The sequence below is a fragment of the Streptomyces violaceus genome, from assembly GCF_036014075.1.
GTDB lineage: Bacteria > Actinomycetota > Actinomycetes > Streptomycetales > Streptomycetaceae > Streptomyces > Streptomyces violaceus.
The window spans coordinates 4,447,778-4,464,557 of sequence record NZ_CP107911.1; the positions used below are offsets into that span (position 1 = coordinate 4,447,778).

A 16,780-nucleotide genomic window follows, 5' to 3' on the forward strand; every position below is an offset into this window, starting at 1 on the left:
TGAGCGTGGGAGGGCTGAGAGGGCCCTGTCACGGCCTGCGCGGGGGCTCCAGTCCCAGCAGCCGGTCCTTCAGCGCCGGGAACTGCTCCCGCGTCGTCGCGACCTTCCCCGGGTCGAACTCCACCGTGAGGACCTCCTCGTCGGCACCGGCCCGGGCCAGCACCTCACCCCAGGGATCGACCACGATCGAGTGACCGGCCTGCGGAACCCCGGCGTGCGTCCCGGCCGTTCCACACGCGACGACGAACGACTGGTTCTCGACGGCCCGCGCCTGGGCCAGCAGCGTCCAGTGGGACCGGCGGCGCTCCGGCCAGCCCGCCGACACCACGAGCGTCTCGGCACCGGCGTCGACGAGACCGCGGAAGAGTTCAGGGAAACGGAGGTCGTAACAGGTGCTCAGACCCAGGACGGTCTTTGGCAGACGCACCGTCACCAGCTCGGCACCCGCGCCCATCAGCACGGCCTCGCCCTTGTCGAAGCCGAAGCGGTGGATCTTGCGGTAGGCGGCGGCCAGGTCGCCGGAGGGGGAGAAGACGAGGGAGGTGTTGTAGAGCGGTCCGTCAGGGTCGCGCTCGGGGATGGAGCCCGCGTGCAGCCACACGCCCGCGTCGCTCGCGGCCTTCGCCATCGCCTCGTACGTCGGCCCTTCGAGCGGTTCGGCCTCGCGCCCGAACTCCTCGTAGGCGAAGGCACCCGTGGTCCACAGCTCCGGCAGGACGACGAGATCGGCACCGGCCTGCTCCCGGACGAGCGATGCCACCCGCCGTCGCCGCGATTCGACCGATTCGCCCTCATCTACGGCGATCTGGATCACAGAGGCGCGCACACTACCACCGTCCTGGCATTCGACCCGTCCACATGGGCTTCCCCCCGGGCCTACGATCGTCACACGAAAGCACTGCCGGGGTGCCTCACAGCAGCGTAACTTAGCTGCCAAGACACCCGCCGACAGCCGCCACCTCCCACTGGCAACGCCGCCACCACCTGCCCGTGCACCGACCGCCGAGGGGTCCCGTTCCGTGAGTCTGCATCCCACCCTCCAGCCCTACGCCGACGCCTGGACCCACTCCATCGACGCGATATCCGAGCTGCTCCAGCCGCTCGCGGAGGCCGAGTGGAACCGTCGGACGCCGTGCCCCGGGTGGTCGGTGCGGGACGTGGTCTCCCACGTCATCGGCCTGGACTGCGAGATGCTCGGCGACCCGCGCCCCATCCACACGCTCCCGCGCGACCTCTTCCACGTGACGAACGACCACCAGCGCTACATGGAGATGCAGGTCGACGTCCGCCGGCACCACACGGCGCCGGAGATGACCTCCGAGCTGGAGTACGTGATCATCCGCCGCAACCGCCAGCTGCGGAACGAGTCGCGTGACCCGGGCACGAAGGTGCGCGGCCCGCACGGCTCGGAGCTGACCCTCGAGGAGTCCATGCGCCGGCACGCCTTCGACGTGTGGATACACGAGCAGGACCTGCGCGCGGCCCTCGGCCGGCCCGGCAACCTCGACTCCCCCGGCGCGCACGTGGCCCGTGACGTGCTGCTCTCCGAACTCCCGCGCGTGGTCGCCGAGAACGCCGGGGCGCCGCGCAGCTCGGCCGTCGTCTTCGACGTGCACGGCCCCATCGAGTTCTTGCGCACGATCCGCGTCGACATCCAGGGCCGCGGCACCCTCGAAACGGCCCCCGCCCTCGGCCCCGCAGCGACCCTCACCCTCGACTGGGAGACCTACGTCCGCCTGGCCTGCGGCCGTGTGACGCCGGAGGCGGTGACCGATCGCCTCAAGACGGAGGGCGACCCGGATCTTACGGCGGCGATCCTGCGCAACTTCACGGTGACTCAGTAGCCGTAGCTGCGGGCATGCGTGCCTCCCCCAGTGCCTTAAGGGCCTGGGAGGTGCCCCCAGGGCGGCACGGGTGGGCGCAGCGGCACCCCGTTCCGCCGGGCTGCGCACCCACCCGGCCCCGGCAGTGACGGCCAGGGCCGAAAACCCCATGCCGCCGTCCCACCACCCCACGTAGCGTCCCGCGCATGACCACCCCACCCCGCCACACCCGGCTCACCTTCCACGGCCCTCTGTCGGAGGCCAGGGCAGACCGCCTCATAAGCCGGCTCACCCGCAACAGCCCCACCACCGTCCTCGACCTCGGCTGCGGCTGGGCCGAGCTCATGCTCCGTGTCCTGACCGCCGCCCCGGACGCCACCGGCACCGGCGTCGACATCGACGCGGAAGCCCTGGCCCGGGGCCGCGAGGCCGCCACGGCCCGCGGTCTGGCCGACCGGGTCCGTTTCGTCGAGGGGTCCGCCACCGAGACCCCCCACGACCCCGCCGACCTCGTCCTGTGCCTGGGCGCGAGCCAGGCCCTCGGCGACCGGCTCCCCGAAGCCCTGAAGGAACTCCGCCTGCGGGTCGCCGACGGTGGTCGCGTCCTGCTCGGGGAAGGGTTCTGGCAGCGCACCCCGACCCCGGCCGAACTGTCCGGCATGTGGCCGGACGCCGCCGTCGCCGACCACCACGACCTCGCGACCCTCGTGGACCTGGCGATCGAGGCCGGGTTCAGGCCGGAGTGGACGGAGACCGCGAGCCTCGACGAGTGGGAGGAGTTCGAGTCCGCGTACCTGGCGGACGTCGAGGTGTGGCTGGCCGAGCACCCCGGGCACCCGCTCGCGGCCGAGACCAGGGAGCGTGCCGACCGGCACCGCGCCCGGTGGCTGACGTACCGCGGCGTCCTGGGGCTGGCCTACCTCACCCTCGTACCGACCGCCTGACACACGTCACGCCGGTACGTGCACCTTCTCCACCCGGCTCGCCACCAGGCGTTCCCGCTCGCGCCGGGCGGCACGCCCCCGGAGGCGCAGGATCTGGCTGACGCCGAGGGCCTGGAGCACGAACACCGCCGAGAAGGCGATGCCGTAGTCGTCGCCGGTGGCGTCCAGCAGTACCCCGACGGCGAACAGCGTGGTCATGGAGGCCACGAAGCCGCCCATGTTGGTGATGCCGGAGGCGGTGCCCTGCCGCTCGGGCGGGTTCGCCGGGCGGGCGAAGTCGAAGCCGATCATCGACGCGGGCCCGCACGCCCCGAGGACGGTGCACAGCACGATCAGCAGCCACATCGGGGCGTGCTCGCCGGGGTAGGCCAGCGTCGCCGCCCATAGGGCCGCCGTCGTGCCGACCGTGCCGAGCGCGATGGGCAGCCGCGCCTCCTGGTGCCGGGCGACGATCTGGCCGTAGATCATGCCGACGCCCATGTTCGACAGGACGACGAGCGTGAGGAGTTCACCGGCGGTGGCCCGGGACAGCCCCTGCGCCTCGACCAGGAACGGCATGCCCCACAGCAGCAGGAACACCATCGCCGGGAACTGGGTCGTGAAGTGCACCCACATCCCGAGCCGGGTCCCCGGTTCCCGCCAGGAGGCGGCGATCTGCCGCCGTACGTAGGCCGCGCCCTGGTGCGGGAGCGGCTCCGGCTCGTGGCCCTCCGGGTGGTCCTTCAGGAACAGCAGCACCAGCACGAGCACCACGGCCCCGGCGGCCGCGCTGCCGGCGAACGCGGCCGTCCAGCCGATGCCGTGCAGCAGCCGGGCCAGGACGAGCGTGGAGACGAGGTTGCCCGCCATGCCCACCAGGCCCGCGAACTGGGCGACGAGCGGCCCGCGCCGGGCCGGGAACCACCGGGTGCCCAGCCGCAGCACGCTGATGAACGTCAGCGCGTCACCGCAGCCGAGCAGCGCCCGGGAGGCGAGCGCCATGCCGTACGACGGGGAGAACGCGAAGCCGAGCTGTCCGGCCGTGAACAGCACCGCCCCCAGCGCCAGCACCTTCTTGGTGCCGAGCCGGTCCACGAGCAGGCCGACGGGTATCTGCATGCCCGCGTAGACCAGCAGCTGGAGGATGGAGAAGGTGGACAGGGCCGAGGCGTTGACGTGGAAGCGGTCGGCGGCGTCGAGGCCGGCCACGCCCAGGGACGTGCGGAAGATGACCGCGACGAAGTAGACCGAGACGCCTGTGCCCCAGACGGCCAGGGCCCGCCGGCCGCCCGGAGGATCGCCCGGCAGCAGGCCGGCGCTCATCGGATCTCCCCTCGGGCCAGGTGCGAGAACCAGCTGACGTGCCGGTGGACGAGCCCGACGGCCGCCTCGGCGTCCCCGGAGCGCAGCGCGTCGAGGATCTCCTCGTGTTCGGCGAGGGTCTTGGCGATCCGGTCGGGGTGGGAGTGCATGACGGCGACACCCATGCGCAGTTGGCGGTCGCGCAGCTGGTCGTAGAGGCGGGAGAGGATCTCGTTGCCGCCGCTGCGGACGATCTCGGCGTGGAAGCAGCGGTCGGTGACGGCGGCCGCGGCCAGGTCTCCGGCGGCGGCCTGCTCCTTCTGCCGGGCGAGGAGCGCTTCGAGGCGCTCGATGAGCCCGGCGTGCGCGGGGACGGCCTTGCGCGCCGCGTGCTCCTCGACGAGCAGCCGTGTCTCCACGACGTCGGCGATCTCCTGCGCGGAGACGGGCAGCACGAGGGCGCCCTTCTTCGGGTAGAGCCTGATGAGCCCCTCGACCTCCAGCCGGAGCAGCGCCTCGCGCACCGGCGTGCGGGATACGCCGACGGCCTCGGCGAGTTCGCCCTCGGTGAGCAGGGTCCCGCCCTCGTAGCGGCGCTCCAGGACGCCCTGCTTGACGTGGGTGTACACGCGGTCGGCGGCGGGAGGGGTCTTCACGGCCAGGGTCATGCCGACAGCATAGATACAACAGGTACGCATGGATGCATCCGTCCAGGATGCGGACTCAAATGTCACACGTCTGTGGCAAAGGGCGGGTCCCCCTCGGCAACGGCACAACCAACTGTGCTAGTTACGAGTCAGACACGTGCGGCTCCCTTCCCCTCGTCCTCAATTCTGCCGCACGCCTGGGGCATTCAACGCAATCGGGGTATTTCACTTGATAACCGGCATTAAGGGCACCCGTCTCCGTAGAGCCGCGGCCGTCGCCGTGACCACCGGCGCCATGCTCGCGACCGGAGCCCTCACCGTTGCGCCGGCGCAGGCCGCCACGGCGCCCACGATCGCCGCCAAGGGCGGCTACGTGATGAACAACGCGACCGGCAAGTCGCTCTACACCAAGGCTGCCGACACGCGTCGCTCCACCGGCTCGACCACCAAGATCATGACCGCCCTGGTGGTGCTGAAGCAGTCGAACCTCAACCTGGACAGCAAGGTCACGGTCCAGAAGGCGTACAGCGATTACATCGTCGACAACAACTGGGCGTCGAACGCCAAGTTGATCGTCGGCGACAAGGTCACCGTCCGCCAGCTGCTGTACGGGCTGATGCTGCCGTCCGGCTGCGACGCCGCGTACGCCCTCGCCGACAAGTTCGGCTCGGGCTCGACGCGGGCGGCGCGCGTGAAGTCGTTCATCGGCAAGATGAACTCCACCGCCAAGAGCCTGGGTCTGAAGAACACCAACTTCGACTCGTTCGACGGCATCGGCAAGGGCCAGAACTACTCCACGCCGCGCGACCTGACGAAGCTCGCCAGCAGCGCCATGAAGAACTCCCTGTTCCGCACGGTCGTCAAGACGAAGAAGTACACGGCGAAGACGACCACCAAGTCCGGCGGCACCCGGACGATGGCTCCGTGGGAGAACACCAACCCGCTCCTCTCGAGCTACAGCGGCGCGATCGGTGTGAAGACCGGTTCCGGTCCGGAGGCGAAGGCCTGCCTGGTCTTCGCGGCCACACGGAACGGCAAGACGGTCATCGGCACGGTCCTCGCCTCGACCGACCCCGCCACGCGGAAGTCGGACGCGACGAAGCTGCTCAACTACGGCTTCGCCAAGTAGGACAGGGTCAGAACAGGCACCACGAAGGGGGCTCACCGCCGACGGCGGTGAGCCCCCTCTCGCTTGTCCCAGGAACTCAGGCGGCCGTCCGCTGGCGGCGCTCCAGCGCCCGGGCCGCCTTGCGTCGCCCTCCGGCCAGCACGTTCACGGGCGAGCCCGCCCCGGCTCCCGGCTCCAGCTGCCAGCCGCGGATCCGCGCCGCGACCCGGGCCAGCCGCTGGTCGCCTGGCCGTACGTCGACGGAGAACAGCGACTCGTCGGGCGTACGGTCGTCGCCGCCCCAGCGGACGACGCCGTCGAGCTCGGCGAGGATGTCGCGGATCACGACCTCCTGCTGCGGGTAGAAGCCGCCCCGGGCTCCGCTCGGGTAGAAGCCCGGCCGGATCCGTACCGCCGTGCCGGACGCCAGGTTGGACTCCGGCCGGCCCTTGCCGACCCCGGACGGGTCGTGCCAGCCGACGACGTCGTCCCGGCGCAGGGCGTCGACCTCGTAGTGGAACCGGCGCACCAGGTGGACGAGGACGGTCTCCACGTCGCCCATGCGCACGGCGACGCCCTTGAGGGGAGTGCCGGGGACGGGCCGGGTGTAGACGGTGCCGCCGTCGTCGGCGACGTTCTCCATCTCCCAGCCGTTGTGGGAGCGCGAACCGGCCTGCACGCGCCGGGTCCGGTCCTGTGCGCTGCGCAGAGCGTCCCGTACGCGGGCCGGGATGGGGTTGTGCGCGTCGGCGTACGCCTGGGACAGGAAGTGCGAGACGGGCAGGGCCGCGACGCCCACGGCACCGCCGACGGCGGCGAGACGGCTGAGCAGGGCACGGCGGGACAGACCGCGGCGGTGCGCCGCGCCCGGCCCGGACCGTCTGCGGGTGATGCGGGGGATCTGGGGGAGGTTGAGGTTCAACGGGCTCTCATTCCGGCGATTCACGCGTTGCGGACGATGCTGTTGTACTTCTCGAAGATCTGGTAGACGGCCAGGCTCTGGTGCGTCTGGGCCTCCACGTCGGGGTCCCAGGCCCGGTAGCGGCGCAGGAGTTCGGTGATCTCGAACTCGGCGAGGTCCAGGCGCATGGACCGCGGGGTGGTGACACGGTCACCGGGTGGCAGTTGGCCGCCCGGCCTGCCGCGCACGCCCCACAGATGGATCAGCGCCGCGGTGCGCACGCTGAACGCGTTGTCCTTGTTCAGCCGCTGCCACACCGACCAGAGGTCGGCGTCCTTGCCCGGGTCGCGGCGGTCGCCGGTGGTGTAGCCCCAGCCGATGCAGTGGTTCCAGGCCTGGATGGCGTCGGTCGCGCTGATCTCGCCGATGCCGGTGGGCGAGTCCCTGACGGAGCCGGAGCCCGTGAGGTGGTGGTCGGCGACCTGCTGGTCGGTGGCCTGGCCGGCGAGGCTGTAGTCGCGCATGGCCCAGTAGACGGCCGTCTGGATCAGCGCCTTGCGCATCGTGTACGTGTGCGACAGCTCGGTGATCAGCTCGTCCTGGTCCTGGATCGCCCCGACGGCCTGGGAGTTGGTGTAGAGCCGCGCGTCGCTCCCGATGCCGCCCAGGTCCGGACGCCCGATCGACCGCATGTAGCGCGAGAGGTCGGCCCGCAGCGCGGGCACCTGGCGTGCGTCGAAGGCGACGTCCGGGACGGCGGGCCGGGGCCGGTCGAACGCGCCCTGCCCGGTGTCCCGTCCGGAGGCGATGTCGACGTCCACCTCGAGTTGCCCGTCGCCCGAGCCGAGGGTGCGGATGACGAACTGGTCGTAGGCCCAGTCGCCCGGCAGCGGGCGCCCGGCGTTGCCGTCGAAGCCCGGCGACATGTCGGCCACGAAGCTCGCTGTCGAGCAGCCGGCCGCGCCGACCTGTGCGCAGACGTTGCGGGAGCCGTAGACGCCGATCTCGTAGGGGTGGCCGGAGTCCGCCATCGCCTCCTTGATGCCCTTGAAGTGGGGCAGGACGTTCGCGGTGATCTCGGCGTCGATCGCGTCGAAGTCGACGGCGAAGAAGATCCGCGTGCCCTTTCTGAACCCGTGGTCCAGGGCGGCGTTGACCGCCGCGTACCCGGCCGTCCGCCCGGCGACGTAGTCGAAGTCCGAGGCGTCGTTGTTGACGGTCTGGTAGATCGGGAAGCAGCGCAGGCTCTGCTGGGCGATGGTGGTGAGCTCGCCCGGCTGGATGGCCTTCTCCGGCAGGGACGTGGCGCTCGGGTTGGTGAGGTAGCGGCCGACGTAGGTGATGCCCGCCGCCTTGAGCGTCGCCGCGCGCTCCGGGGTGACCTTCGCGATCGTGTCGCAGGCCTTCCCCTGCCGCGACTGGTCGCCGTAGGACGCCAGGAGGGAGGCGAAGGTGGAGAAGTCGCCGTCGCCCGTGGCCGGGAGGGCGACGAAGGTCTGGAACGCCCGGACGGCGGCGGCGAGGTAGGAGTCGAAGGTGTCGGTGAGGGCGACGGGCCGCCGGTTGACGACCATCCCGGCCGAGAACAGCTGGACGTAGACGCCCTTGTCGCCCTGCCGTACGGCGTGCGACCTCAGGGCCGACTGGGTGCCGGGCCCGAAGTTGCCGTTGGCGGTGCCGTCCGCCATGCCGAGTTCGTACTGCACCCCGAGGACCAGCGCCCTGGCCGTGTCCCGGGACACGTGCCCGTCGCAGGCACCGACGAAGAAGTCCTGGCGGCCGATGTACCGGCCGTTGAGCCACCGCTGCACATCACGGACCTGCCGGGTGCCGGAGGTGCCGAGGACGTACTCGTCCATCGTCAGCAGCGCCTTGAACACCTTGGGCGTCAGACCGGCGCCGGGGAGGGCCTGTTCGACACCCATGTCCGTCTTCAGCCTCGTGACGGCCGCCCGGGTCCGCGCGCCGTACGTGCCGTCCAGGTCGCCGCCGTCGTACCCCTTGCAGTACAGCCCGGCCTGGATGACGCGGCAGAAGTCGGGCGAGGGGACGGTGTCCGCGTCGAGCTCGGGGTACTTGGCGGTCAGTGTGGAGAGCGTGGTGGGTCCGAAGCTGTCGGACAGTGCCGTGATGCCCAGCTCGTACTGCAGAGCACGGGTCAGGGCGTACATGGTGGCCCAGTCGGCCTCGCCGGTCTCCTCCACGGTCCTGCCGATACGGCTGCCGTAGACGGAGTTCACGAACCTCTGGGCCTTGAGCACCATTGCGTCGCGCATGAAGAGTGATCGTATGTCCGGCTAAACCGCTTACTGTGGGGTACTTGGGCGGATCCGAGGAGCTTCTTGTGCTCTTCGGCGTACGGCCGGTTAACCCTCCGGGCAGACGCCGGCGGCCCCCCGCCCGAGGGCAGGGGGCCGCCGCGGCCGGCTCACGCCCAGGTGATCAGACGCTTCGGCTGCTCCAGGATCGCCGCCACGTCCGCCAGGACCTTCGAGCCCAGCTCACCGTCGACCAGCCGGTGGTCGAAGGACAGGGCCAGGGTGGTGACCTGGCGGGGCTTCACCTTGCCCTTGTGGACCCACGGCTGGAGCTTGATCGCGCCGACCGCGAGGATCGCGGACTCGCCGGGGTTGAGGATCGGCGTGCCCGTGTCGACGCCGAAGACACCGACGTTGGTGATCGTCACCGTGCCGTTCTGCATGGCCGCCGGGGACGTCTTGCCGTCCCTGGCGGTCGACACCAGCTCGCCCAGCGACTCGGCCAGCTGCGGCAGTGTCTTGGCGTGGGCGTCCTTGATGTTCGGGACGATCAGGCCACGCGGGGTCGCGGCCGCGATACCCAGGTTCACGTAGTGCTTGACCACGATCTCCTGGGCGGCCTCGTCCCAGGACGCGTTGACGTCCGGGTTGCGCCTGATCGCGACGAGCAGGGCCTTGGCGATCAGCAGGAGGGGGTTCACGCGCAGGCCCGCGAACTCCTTGTCCTCCTTCAGCTCCTCGACCAGCTTCATCGTGCGCGTCACGTCGACCGTCACGAACTCCGTGACGTGCGGCGCCGTGAACGCCGAGCCCACCATCGCCGCCGCCGTCGCCTTGCGGACGCCCTTGATCGGGATGCGGGTCTCGCGGGTGGTGTCGTACGACACCGCCGCCGGCGCGGGTACCGGGGCGGCGGCCACGGGGGCCGCGGGCTGCGGCACCTGCGGCTGGGCCACCGCCGCGTGCACGTCCTCGCGGGTGATGATGCCGTCCGGGCCGGTCGGGACGACCGTCGTCAGGTCGACGCCCAGGTCCTTGGCCAGCTTACGGACCGGGGGCTTGGCCAGCGGGCGTTCCTTGACGGCGGGGGCGGCCGAGGGCGCCGCTCCATGGCCGTTCAGCTCGGTCTGGATCGCGGTCGAGGCCTGCTGGACCGGGACCTCCGGGCCCTTGCGGGGGCGCCGGCGGGTGGACGAGGTCGCCACCCCGTAGCCGACCAGGACCGGCTGGCGGCCCGAGCCCTCCGCCTTCGGCTCCTCCGCGGGCCGGGACACCGCGGGCCGCTCGGCGGCGGGCGCGGGCTCGGGCGCGGCCCCTCCGCTCACGTCGACCGCGATGATCGACGTGCCCACGTCGACCGTGGTGCCCTCGGGGAAGTGCAGATCCCTGACCACGCCGTCGTACGGGATGGGCAGCTCGACGGCCGCCTTCGCCGTCTCGACCTCGCACACCACCTGGCCGTCGGTGACCGTGTCGCCGGGCTGGACGAACCACTTGAGGATCTCGGCCTCGGTGAGCCCCTCACCCACGTCCGGCATCTTGAACTCGCGTACGGACGCTTCCGTCATCGTCGTCACGACCCTCTCCTCAGTACGCCAGCGAGCGGTCGACGGCATCCAGCACCCGGTCCAGGTTCGGCAGGTACTCCTCCTCCAGGCGGGCCGGCGGGTACGGCGCGTGGTAGCCGCCGACGCGGAGCACCGGGGCCTCCAGGTGATAGAAGCAGCGCTCGGTGATCCGCGCGGCGATCTCCGCGCCCGAGCCGAAGAACACCGGGGCCTCGTGGACCACGATCAGCCGGCGTGTCTTCTCCACCGACGCCTGGACCGAGTCGAAGTCGAGCGGGGAGACCGAGCGCAGGTCCAGGACCTCCAGGTTCCTGCCCTCCTCGGCGGCCGCGTCCGCGACCTCCTGGCAGAGCTTCACCATCGGGCCGTAGGCGGCGAGGGTGAGGTCGGTGCCCTCGCGGACCACCTGGGCCTTGTGCAGCGGGCCCGGGATCGCCTCCGTGTTGACCTCGGCCTTGTCCCAGTAGCGGCGCTTGGGCTCGAAGAAGATCACCGGGTCGTCGCTCTGGATGGCCTGCTGCATCATCCAGTACGCGTCCGAGGAGTTGGACGGGCTGACGATCTTCAGGCCCGAGACGTGCGCGAAGAGCGCCTCGGGGGACTCCGAGTGGTGCTCCACCGCGCCGATGCCGCCGCCGTACGGGATGCGCACGACGACCGGGAGCTTGACCTTGCCCAGGGAGCGGGCGTGCATCTTCGCGAGCTGTGTGACGATCTGGTCGTACGCGGGGAAGACGAAGCCGTCGAACTGGATCTCCACCACCGGGCGGTAGCCGCGCAGGGCCAGGCCGATCGCCGTGCCGACGATGCCCGACTCGGCCAGCGGGGTGTCGATGACGCGGCTCTCGCCGAAGTCCTTCTGCAGACCGTCCGTCACCCGGAAGACGCCGCCGAGCTTGCCGACGTCCTCGCCCATGATCAGGACCTTGGGGTCGGACTCCAGGGCGTGGCGCAGCGACTCGTTGATCGCCTTGGCGAGTGCCATCTTGTCGGCCATGTCAGTTGCCCCCCTCATCGGCGAACGCCGCCTGGTACGCGGCGAACTGGGCGCGCTCCTCGTCGACGAGCGCGTGTCCGTCCGCGTAGACGTTCTCGAAGATCGCGAAGTGGTCCGGGTCCGGCATGGCACGGACCGCCTCGCGCACTCGTTTGCCCAACGCCTCGGACTCGGCCTCCAGTTCCTCGAAGAATCCCTCGTCCGCGTGGTTTGAGGTCTCCAGGAACCGGCGAAGGCGCAGGATCGGGTCCTTGGCCTCCCAGGCCTGGCGCTCCTCGTCGCCGCGGTAGCGGCTCGGGTCGTCGGAGGTGGTGTGGGCGCCCATGCGGTAGGTGAACGCCTCGACGAGGGTCGGGCCCTCGCCGGCACGGGCCCGCTCCAGGGCCCAGCGGGTGACCGCGAGGCAGGCGAGCACGTCGTTGCCGTCCACCCGTACGCCCGGGAAGCCGTAGCCCTGCGCGCGCTGGTAGATCGGGACGCGGGACTGCTTCTCGGTCGGCTCGGAGATGGCCCACTGGTTGTTCTGGCAGAAGAACACGACCGGGGCGTTGTAGACCGCGGAGAAGGTGAACGACTCGGCCACGTCGCCCTGGCTGGAGGCGCCGTCGCCGAAGTAGGCGATCACCGCGCTGTCGGCACCGTCTTTGGCGACGCCCATCGCGTAGCCGGTGGCGTGCAGCGTCTGGGAGCCGATGACGATCGTGTAGAGCTGGAAGTTGTTGCTGTTCGGGTCCCAGCCGCCGTTGTTCACACCGCGGAACATGCCGAGCAGGTTGGTCGGGTCCACCCCGCGGCACCAGGCGACGCCGTGCTCGCGGTAGGTGGGGAAGACGTAGTCGTCGTCGCGCAGGGCCCGGCCCGAGCCGATCTGGGCAGCCTCCTGGCCGAGCAGCGAGGCCCACAGGCCCAGCTCGCCCTGGCGCTGCAGGGAGGTGGCCTCGGCGTCGAAGCGGCGGGTGAGCACCATGTCGCGGTACAGGCCGCGGAGCTCTTCCGGGGTGACACCGGCGACGTACTTGTCGTACTCGGCGTTCTTGACGCGCTTGCCCTCGGGCGTCAGCAACTGCACGAGCTGGGGTTCGGCGGCCTTCTTCGCGGCTGCCTTCTTCGCAGGCGTGCGGGCGGTGCCCTTGGTGCCGGTGGTGCCGGCCTTGCTTCCGGCGCTGCGTCGCGATGTGCGCGCGGCAGTGCTCTCCACGGTCACGTGTGCTCCTCCGTCGGTCCGGCCCCCGGGGTTGCCGGTAGGCCAGTGCGGCTCACCTGTTCTCGGCCACCGGGGCACGGGGTGGGTGCCACTCGGCCGGGAACAGGCGTGACAGGTGCCCCGGCGAGCGCCCTGCAACAAGCACGTTACCCAGTGCTCCACATTTCTGTGTAACCCCATCTGACCTGCGATTTTGCTTGGATTTCCAAGTAAATCGGGAAGGCTGGGAAGGGGCCCTGGTCACAGCCTTGCAGGAGGCCGGAGCAACCGCACGTTAACCCGGTGACCCAGGTCACGGGAAGAGCCAATCTGTCGGCGCGGCGAAACGGCACGCGCGCGTGGGGCCCGTTTCCGGGTCCCACGCGCGCGTGGCGTGTTCCTGTTCGGTTGTTCGAGGGCCGTCGGTCAGCCGCCGCCCGCGCCTCCGATGACGCTGCCCGTGGCGCCCCCGTCGGCACCGCCCGTCTCCTCATCCGGAGGCGTCTCCGGGTCCGTGGGCTCCTCGCCCGTCGGCTCGCCGGTCGGCTCCGCGCTGGTCGGCTGGTCCGTCGGCTGGTCCGTGGGCGTCTCGGGAGCGCTCTGGGACTGCGTGTAGGACGGGGTGTACGACGGCGTCCATTCGCCGCCGCCGGAACTCGTGCCGGTGCCGTCGTCCGTCGACGTGTCGGTCGGCTCGTCCGTCACCTCGTCGCTCGGCGTCTCGCTCGGCGTCTTCTTCTCTTCCGTCTGCGAGGTGGTCGGCGACTTCTTGTTGTCGGTGGGACTCTTCGAGCCGCCGCCGGTGTTCTGCAACGCCAGGGCGACACCCGCGACCACGGCGATCACCGCGAGGACGGCGAGGATCCACAGCTTGCCCCGGCCGCTGCCCTTGTTGCCCCGGCCCTCGAAGCCGCCTTCGTCCCCGCCGCCGTAGCCGGAGGGAAGTATCGGCGAGGGAATCTGAGCGGTGCCGGAGACATCGCCGGGGTGGCCCATCACAGCCGTGTGGGCGAAGCCGCCGGACGGGGTGTGCCGGCCCTCGTGCATGTCGACCGGGCCGGTGTTCCAGGTGCCGGTGTGGCCGCCCTGGTCGTAGAGCATCTGGAGCGCGTACTGGACCAGCCCGCGCATCTCCTCGGCCGTCTGGAAACGGTCGTCGGGCTCCTTGGCGAGGGAGCGCATGACCATGCCGTCCAGCTCCGGCGGGCAGACGTCGGAGGCTTCGGACGGCGGCGTCGGGATGTCCTGGACGTGCTGGTAGACGACCGACAGCGGGGTCTCGCCGGTGAACGGCGGGCGCAGCGAGAGGAGTTCGTAGAGCAGGCAGCCCGTGGCATACAGGTCGGAGCGGTGGTCGACGGCCTTGCCGAGCGCCTGCTCCGGGGACAGGTACTGGGGGGTGCCCATGACCATGCCGGTCTGCGTCATGGTGGACTGCGCGCCGTGCAGGGCGCGGGCGATGCCGAAGTCCATCACCTTCACAGCGCCGTTGTGCGTGATGATGACGTTGGCGGGCTTGATGTCGCGGTGCACGATGCCGTGCTGGTGCGAGTAGGCGAGCGCCTCCAGGACGCCCGAGACGATGATCAGGGCCTGTTCGGGGCCCGGCGCCTCGGCGTTCAGCAGCAGATCGCGGATGGTGCGGCCCTCGACCAGCTCCATGACGATGTAGGGGAGCGGCTGACCGCCGACGATGTCCTCGCCGGAGTCGTACACGGCGACGATCGCGTGGTGGTTGAGGCCGGCCACCGACTGGGCCTCGCGCGTGAAGCGCGCCTTGGACACCGGGTCCTCGGCGAGGTCGGAGCGGAGCAGCTTGACGGCGACGGTGCGCCCGAGGCGGACGTCCTCGGCTGCGAACACCTCGGCCATGCCGCCCCGGCCGAGTCTGTGGGTCAGCCGGTACCGGCCGTCCCCGACCAACCCGCCGTTACCCCAGGCCTCCGGCGCGTCCGACATGCCGCCGCCAGTCGCCTCGGGTTCGGACGGGCCCTGAGCGCGCTGCTGCTGTGCCATCAGTCCTCGCCGTCGTTTCTGCCCGCGGTGCGCGCGGTGTTGTTACGGTCTCCGTCGGCCACGCTACAGCCTCCGCGCAAGGCGCCGGTCCGAGACGGGTGCCAGGGCCGGCACGGGACGGACGCGCCATGAAACCTTTACTCAGCACTCTCGTGCAAATTCTGTGTAGCGGCCGCACACCCCCGGTAACGCTTCCGCGACGCTTCTTTCGCGTACGGTCACGGAACGGGCACCGAGCTTGACGTGTCCGTGCCCTGGGGCAGACTTGGCCGGGAATGGCGGTTTGGATCAACGGCGGATCAGACGGATCAGCGGCAGTCGGCAGCTCCTCGGGGAGCCACGGGGGACACGGAACATGAGCCAGGACGGCGCACAGGGGCAGTACACGGGGCGGGCGCTCGCCAGTGGCCGCTATCAGCTGCGTGACCTCCTCGGCCAGGGCGGCATGGCCTCGGTGCACCTCGCGTACGACAGCGTGCTCGACCGGCAGGTCGCGATCAAGACACTTCACACCGAGCTCGGCCGGGAGCAGGCCTTCCGCGAGCGGTTCCGCCGCGAGGCCCAGTCCGTGGCCAAGCTCACGCACACCAACATCGTCTCGGTCTTCGACACCGGCGAGGACACCCTCGACTCCATGACGACGCCGTACATCGTCATGGAGTACGTCGAGGGCCGCCCGCTCGGCTCGGTCCTCGACGAGGACGTACGGCAGCAGGGCGCGATGCCCGCCGACAAGGCACTGAAGATCACCGCGGACGTGCTGGCCGCGCTGGAGATCAGCCACGAGATGGGCCTGGTCCACCGCGACATCAAGCCGGGCAACGTGATGATGACCAAGCGCGGTGTGGTCAAGGTCATGGACTTCGGCATCGCCCGCGCCATGCAGTCCGGTGTGACGTCGATGACGCAGACCGGCATGGTCGTCGGCACCCCGCAGTACCTCTCGCCGGAACAGGCCCTCGGCCGCGGCGTGGACGCCCGCTCCGACCTGTACTCGGTCGGCATCATGCTGTTCCAACTGGTCACCGGGCGGCTGCCGTTCGAGGCGGACTCGCCGCTGGCCATCGCGTATGCACACGTCCAGGAGGAGCCGCCGGTTCCGTCCACGATCAACCGCGCGCTGCCGCCGGCCGTGGACGCGCTGATCGCCCGGGCGCTGAAGAAGAATCCGAACGAGCGTTTCCCCAGCTCCGAGGCCATGCGCGACGAGTGCCTGCGCGTGGCGGCGTCCTTCCACGCCGCCCCGCCGAGCATCGTCCCGGGCACGCAGGCGCCGAGCGGCGCGGGCGTCGGCTCGGCCGTGTTCCCGCCGGTCGACCAGGCGCCCCCGGCCGTCTCGGGCCAGGTCCAGACGCCGTACCAGCCGACCCCGCCCCCGAACCCGTACGGCGCCCCCGCCCCGTCGGCGCAGTCCCCGGCGTACGGCTATCCGCAGCAGGGCGGCTACCAGACGCCGAACCCGGCCGCGTACTCCCCGCAGCCAGGCCCTTCGACCCCGCCGCCGTACAACCTCACGCCCCAGACCGCGCCCGCCTCCCAGGGCGGTGGCAAGAGCAACAAGCCGGTGATCATCGGCTCCGTCGTCGTGGCCGTCGTGGCGGTCGGCGGGCTGGTCGCGGCCCTGCTGATGAACGGCGGCGGCGAGGACGTCAAGGGCGGCGGGGGCAGCAGCGCGAGCGCCTCGGCCTCGGCGGCCAAGAAGCCCGGTTACCGCGGGCCGGACCCGTCGAAGACGATCGACTCCGAGGAGTGCACGGAGCCGGAGGAGTCGTACAACGACCCCGACAAGATCCAGATCCCGGACTTCAAGTTCATGAACATCACGTCCGTCAAAACCTGTGCCCAGGCGGCCGGCTGGCAGGTCAGCACCAAGAACGTGGACGAGAACACCTACGGCCAGGGCACGGTCATGAACCAGTTCCCGTCCAAGGGCACCGATGTCGACCCGGACGACATGCCGGTCATCGAGCTCAACGTCTCGACGGGCAACCCGCCGTCCTGACACCCCGGACATGAGGAAGGGCCCTGCGGCTTCGGCCGCGGGGCCCTTTCGC

General features: G+C 70.8%; 13 protein-coding genes. 4 read left to right on the plus strand and 9 right to left on the minus strand.

All coding sequences use genetic code 11. The annotated features are described in order from the left end of the window. Nucleotides 1-28: 28 nt before the first annotated feature. Nucleotides 29-826 carry a carbon-nitrogen family hydrolase gene (locus OG542_RS19960; RefSeq protein WP_328412702.1) on the minus strand — a complete coding sequence of 266 codons (798 nt, stop codon included), beginning with the start codon at nucleotides 824-826 and terminating at the stop codon, nucleotides 29-31. A 193-nt stretch (nucleotides 827-1,019) separates the two neighbouring features. Between OG542_RS19960 and OG542_RS19965 the strand changes: the two genes are divergently transcribed. Further along, nucleotides 1,020-1,844, plus strand: coding sequence for a maleylpyruvate isomerase family mycothiol-dependent enzyme (locus OG542_RS19965; RefSeq protein WP_328412704.1), 825 nt, complete (start codon nucleotides 1,020-1,022; stop codon nucleotides 1,842-1,844). Between the two features lie 185 nt (nucleotides 1,845-2,029). Next, nucleotides 2,030-2,767 carry an SAM-dependent methyltransferase gene (locus tag OG542_RS19970; RefSeq protein WP_328412706.1) on the plus strand — a complete coding sequence of 246 codons (738 nt, stop codon included), beginning with the start codon at nucleotides 2,030-2,032 and terminating at the stop codon, nucleotides 2,765-2,767. A gap of 6 nt (nucleotides 2,768-2,773) precedes the next feature. Here the strand turns inward: OG542_RS19970 and OG542_RS19975 are convergent, their stop codons facing one another. Together OG542_RS19975 and OG542_RS19980 are read right to left on the minus strand one after the other, a co-directional pair. Then, a complete protein-coding gene (locus tag OG542_RS19975) occupies nucleotides 2,774-4,069 on the minus strand; it encodes an MFS transporter (protein ID WP_311126689.1) in 1,296 nt (431 codons plus the stop codon). Continuing rightward, nucleotides 4,066-4,716, minus strand: coding sequence for a GntR family transcriptional regulator (locus OG542_RS19980; RefSeq protein ID WP_328412708.1), 651 nt, complete (start codon nucleotides 4,714-4,716; stop codon nucleotides 4,066-4,068). The genes OG542_RS19975 and OG542_RS19980 overlap by 4 nt, the downstream gene beginning before the upstream one ends. Before the next feature lie 208 nt (nucleotides 4,717-4,924). Here OG542_RS19980 and OG542_RS19985 point away from each other — a divergent pair, with 208 nt between their 5' ends. Further along, nucleotides 4,925-5,824, plus strand: coding sequence for a D-alanyl-D-alanine carboxypeptidase family protein (locus OG542_RS19985; RefSeq protein ID WP_193479238.1), 900 nt, complete (start codon nucleotides 4,925-4,927; stop codon nucleotides 5,822-5,824). Between the two features lie 76 nt (nucleotides 5,825-5,900). On the opposite strand, the gene OG542_RS19990 is transcribed toward OG542_RS19985, so the two are convergent. From OG542_RS19990 to OG542_RS20015, 6 genes are all read right to left on the minus strand, one after another. Next, on the minus strand, nucleotides 5,901-6,725 hold the full coding sequence (locus OG542_RS19990) for a hypothetical protein (protein ID WP_311126687.1): 825 nt from the start codon (nucleotides 6,723-6,725) through the stop codon (nucleotides 5,901-5,903). Nucleotides 6,726-6,745: 20 nt separating this feature from the next. Further along, on the minus strand, nucleotides 6,746-8,980 hold the full coding sequence (locus tag OG542_RS19995; RefSeq protein WP_328412711.1) for a glycoside hydrolase domain-containing protein: 2,235 nt from the start codon (nucleotides 8,978-8,980) through the stop codon (nucleotides 6,746-6,748). Nucleotides 8,981-9,132: 152 nt separating this feature from the next. Next, nucleotides 9,133-10,539, minus strand: coding sequence for a dihydrolipoamide acetyltransferase family protein (locus OG542_RS20000; RefSeq protein ID WP_328412713.1), 1,407 nt, complete (start codon nucleotides 10,537-10,539; stop codon nucleotides 9,133-9,135). A 10-nt stretch (nucleotides 10,540-10,549) separates the two neighbouring features. Beyond that, nucleotides 10,550-11,527: an alpha-ketoacid dehydrogenase subunit beta gene (locus OG542_RS20005; RefSeq protein ID WP_311126684.1), complete on the minus strand. Its 978-nt coding sequence runs from the start codon at nucleotides 11,525-11,527 to the stop codon at nucleotides 10,550-10,552. 1 nt (nucleotide 11,528) lies between these two features. Next, nucleotides 11,529-12,731, minus strand: a complete 1,203-nt coding sequence (pdhA, locus tag OG542_RS20010) for a pyruvate dehydrogenase (acetyl-transferring) E1 component subunit alpha (protein WP_311126683.1) — start codon at nucleotides 12,729-12,731, stop codon at nucleotides 11,529-11,531. A 405-nt stretch (nucleotides 12,732-13,136) separates the two neighbouring features. Beyond that, nucleotides 13,137-14,726: a protein kinase domain-containing protein gene (locus tag OG542_RS20015; protein WP_328412715.1), complete on the minus strand. Its 1,590-nt coding sequence runs from the start codon at nucleotides 14,724-14,726 to the stop codon at nucleotides 13,137-13,139. 355 nt (nucleotides 14,727-15,081) lie between these two features. Here OG542_RS20015 and OG542_RS20020 point away from each other — a divergent pair, with 355 nt between their 5' ends. Further along, nucleotides 15,082-16,728 carry a Stk1 family PASTA domain-containing Ser/Thr kinase gene (locus OG542_RS20020; RefSeq protein ID WP_328412717.1) on the plus strand — a complete coding sequence of 549 codons (1,647 nt, stop codon included), beginning with the start codon at nucleotides 15,082-15,084 and terminating at the stop codon, nucleotides 16,726-16,728. Nucleotides 16,729-16,780 lie beyond the last annotated feature (52 nt).

Coding starts and splice junctions, on each gene's coding strand:
- OG542_RS19995 (WP_328412711.1), bottom strand. CDS start 8,980: ATGCGCGACGCAATGGTGCTCAAGGCCCAGAGGTTCGTGAACTCCGTC.
- OG542_RS20005 (WP_311126684.1), bottom strand. CDS start 11,527: ATGGCCGACAAGATGGCACTCGCCAAGGCGATCAACGAGTCGCTGCGC.
- OG542_RS20020 (WP_328412717.1), top strand. CDS start 15,082: ATGAGCCAGGACGGCGCACAGGGGCAGTACACGGGGCGGGCGCTCGCC.
- OG542_RS19975 (WP_311126689.1), bottom strand. CDS start 4,069: ATGAGCGCCGGCCTGCTGCCGGGCGATCCTCCGGGCGGCCGGCGGGCC.
- OG542_RS19970 (WP_328412706.1), top strand. CDS start 2,030: ATGACCACCCCACCCCGCCACACCCGGCTCACCTTCCACGGCCCTCTG.
- OG542_RS20015 (WP_328412715.1), bottom strand. CDS start 14,726: ATGGCACAGCAGCAGCGCGCTCAGGGCCCGTCCGAACCCGAGGCGACT.
- OG542_RS19980 (WP_328412708.1), bottom strand. CDS start 4,716: ATGACCCTGGCCGTGAAGACCCCTCCCGCCGCCGACCGCGTGTACACC.